Annotated in this window: 1 protein-coding gene; it reads right to left on the bottom strand. The window is 67.2% G+C overall.

Going from position 1 to position 1,957, the window contains the following annotated elements; genetic code table 11:
* On the bottom strand, window positions 1-1,956 hold a 1,956-nt coding region (gene acs, locus J8I33_RS34170; RefSeq protein ID WP_348636056.1), incomplete at its 3' end, for an acetate--CoA ligase.
* Window position 1,957: the final 1 nt, after the last annotated feature.

Below are 1,957 nucleotides of genomic sequence, written 5' to 3'. Positions count from 1 at the left end.
CTGCTCGAGGATGGCCGGATTCTCGAGCGTGGACGTATCCTGCGTGATCGCCTCGCCCTTCGCGAGCGAGCGCAGCAGGCGCCGCATGATCTTGCCCGAGCGCGTCTTCGGCAGGTTGTCGCCGAAGCGGATGTCCTTCGGCTTCGCGATCGGCCCGATCTGCTTGCCGACCCAGTCGCGCAGCGTCTTCGCGAGCGCCGCCGCTTCGTCGCCTTCCGGGCGCGAACGCTTCAGCACCACGAACGCCACGACCGCCTCGCCCGTCGTATCGTCCGGACGGCCGACCACCGCCGCCTCGGCAACCAGTTCATGCGATACCAGCGCCGACTCGATCTCCATCGTGCCGAGCCGGTGGCCCGACACGTTCAGCACGTCGTCGATCCGGCCCATGATCGTGAAGTAGCCGGTCTCCTTGTCGCGTACCGTGCCGTCGCCGGCCAGATACAGCGTGCCGCCGAGTTCTTCCGGGTAATAGCTCTTCTTGAAGCGCTCCGGGTCGCCCCAGATCGTGCGGATCATCGCGGGCCACGGCCGCTTGACGACGAGAATCCCGCCTTGCCCGTTCGGCACGTCCTGGCCCGTCTCGTCGACCACCGCGGCCATGATGCCCGGCAGCGGCAGCGTGCACGAACCCGGCACGGTCGGCGTCGCGCCCGGCAGCGGCGTGATCATGTGGCCGCCGGTTTCGGTCTGCCACCACGTGTCGACGATCGGGCAGCGCTCGTGGCCGACGTGCTTGTGGTACCACATCCACGCTTCCGGATTGATCGGCTCGCCGACCGTGCCGATGATGCGCAGGCTCGACAGGTCGTAACTCTTCGGATGCACCTTGTCGTCGGCCTCGGCCGCCTTGATCAGCGAACGGATCGCGGTCGGCGCGGTGTAGAACACGGTGACCTTGTGATCGTCGATCATCTTCCAGAAGCGGCCGGCGTCCGGATACGTCGGCACGCCCTCGAACACGACCTGCGTGCCGCCGCATGCGAGCGGCCCGTACGTGATGTACGTATGGCCCGTGACCCAGCCGATGTCGGCCGTGCACCAGAACACGTCGTCGGGTTTCCAGTCGAAGGTCCACTTCATCGTCTGCGCGGCCCACAGCAGGTAGCCGCCGGTGCTGTGCTGCACGCCCTTCGGCTTGCCGGTCGAGCCCGACGTATACAGGATGAACAGCGGATGCTCGGCGCCGACCCAGGTCGGTTCGCAGCGGTCGGACTCGCCGTCGGTCAGCTCGTGCATCCACAGGTCGCGCTCCGCATGCCAGTCGATCTGGCCGCCGGTGCGGCGATAGACGATCACGCTCTTGACCGCTTCGCAGCCGCCCATCGCGATCGCCTCGTCGGCGATGCTCTTGAGCGGCAGCGTCTTGCCGCCGCGCGCCTGCTCGTCGGCGGTGACCAGCGCGACCGCGCCGACGTCGACGAGCCGCTCGTTCAGCGATTTCGCGGAGAAGCCGCCGAACACGACCGAGTGCGTCGCGCCGATGCGCGCGCAGGCCTGCATCGCGACGATGCCTTCGATCGACATCGGAATATAGATGACGACCCGATCGCCCTTGCCGATGCCGCGTTGCTTCAGCGCATTCGCGAAGCGCGACACGCGCGCGAGGAGATCCGCATAGGTGACGCGGGTGACGGTGCCGTCGTCGGCCTCGAAGATCACCGCGACGCGCTCGCCATTGCCGGCTTCGACGTGGCGGTCGAGGCAGTTGTACGACGCGTTCAACTCGCCGTCGTCGAACCATTTGTAAAACGGCGCGTTGCGCTCGTCGAGCACGGTCGTAAACGGCTTGTGCCACGTGAGGCCCTCGCGCGCGAGACGCGCCCAGAAGCCTTCGTAATCCTGCTCGGCCTCGGCGACGAGCGCGCGGTAGGCCGGCATGCCGGAAATGGTCGCCGTCTGCTCGAGCGCCGCGGGCGGCGCGAACTGACGGGTTTCGTGAAGAACCGATTCAATC

The organism is Burkholderia sp. AcTa6-5 (genome assembly GCF_017815075.1).
GTDB classification, from domain to species: Bacteria; Pseudomonadota; Gammaproteobacteria; order Burkholderiales; family Burkholderiaceae; genus Burkholderia; species Burkholderia sola.
This window is presented reverse-complemented; position numbering and strand designations above follow the sequence as displayed.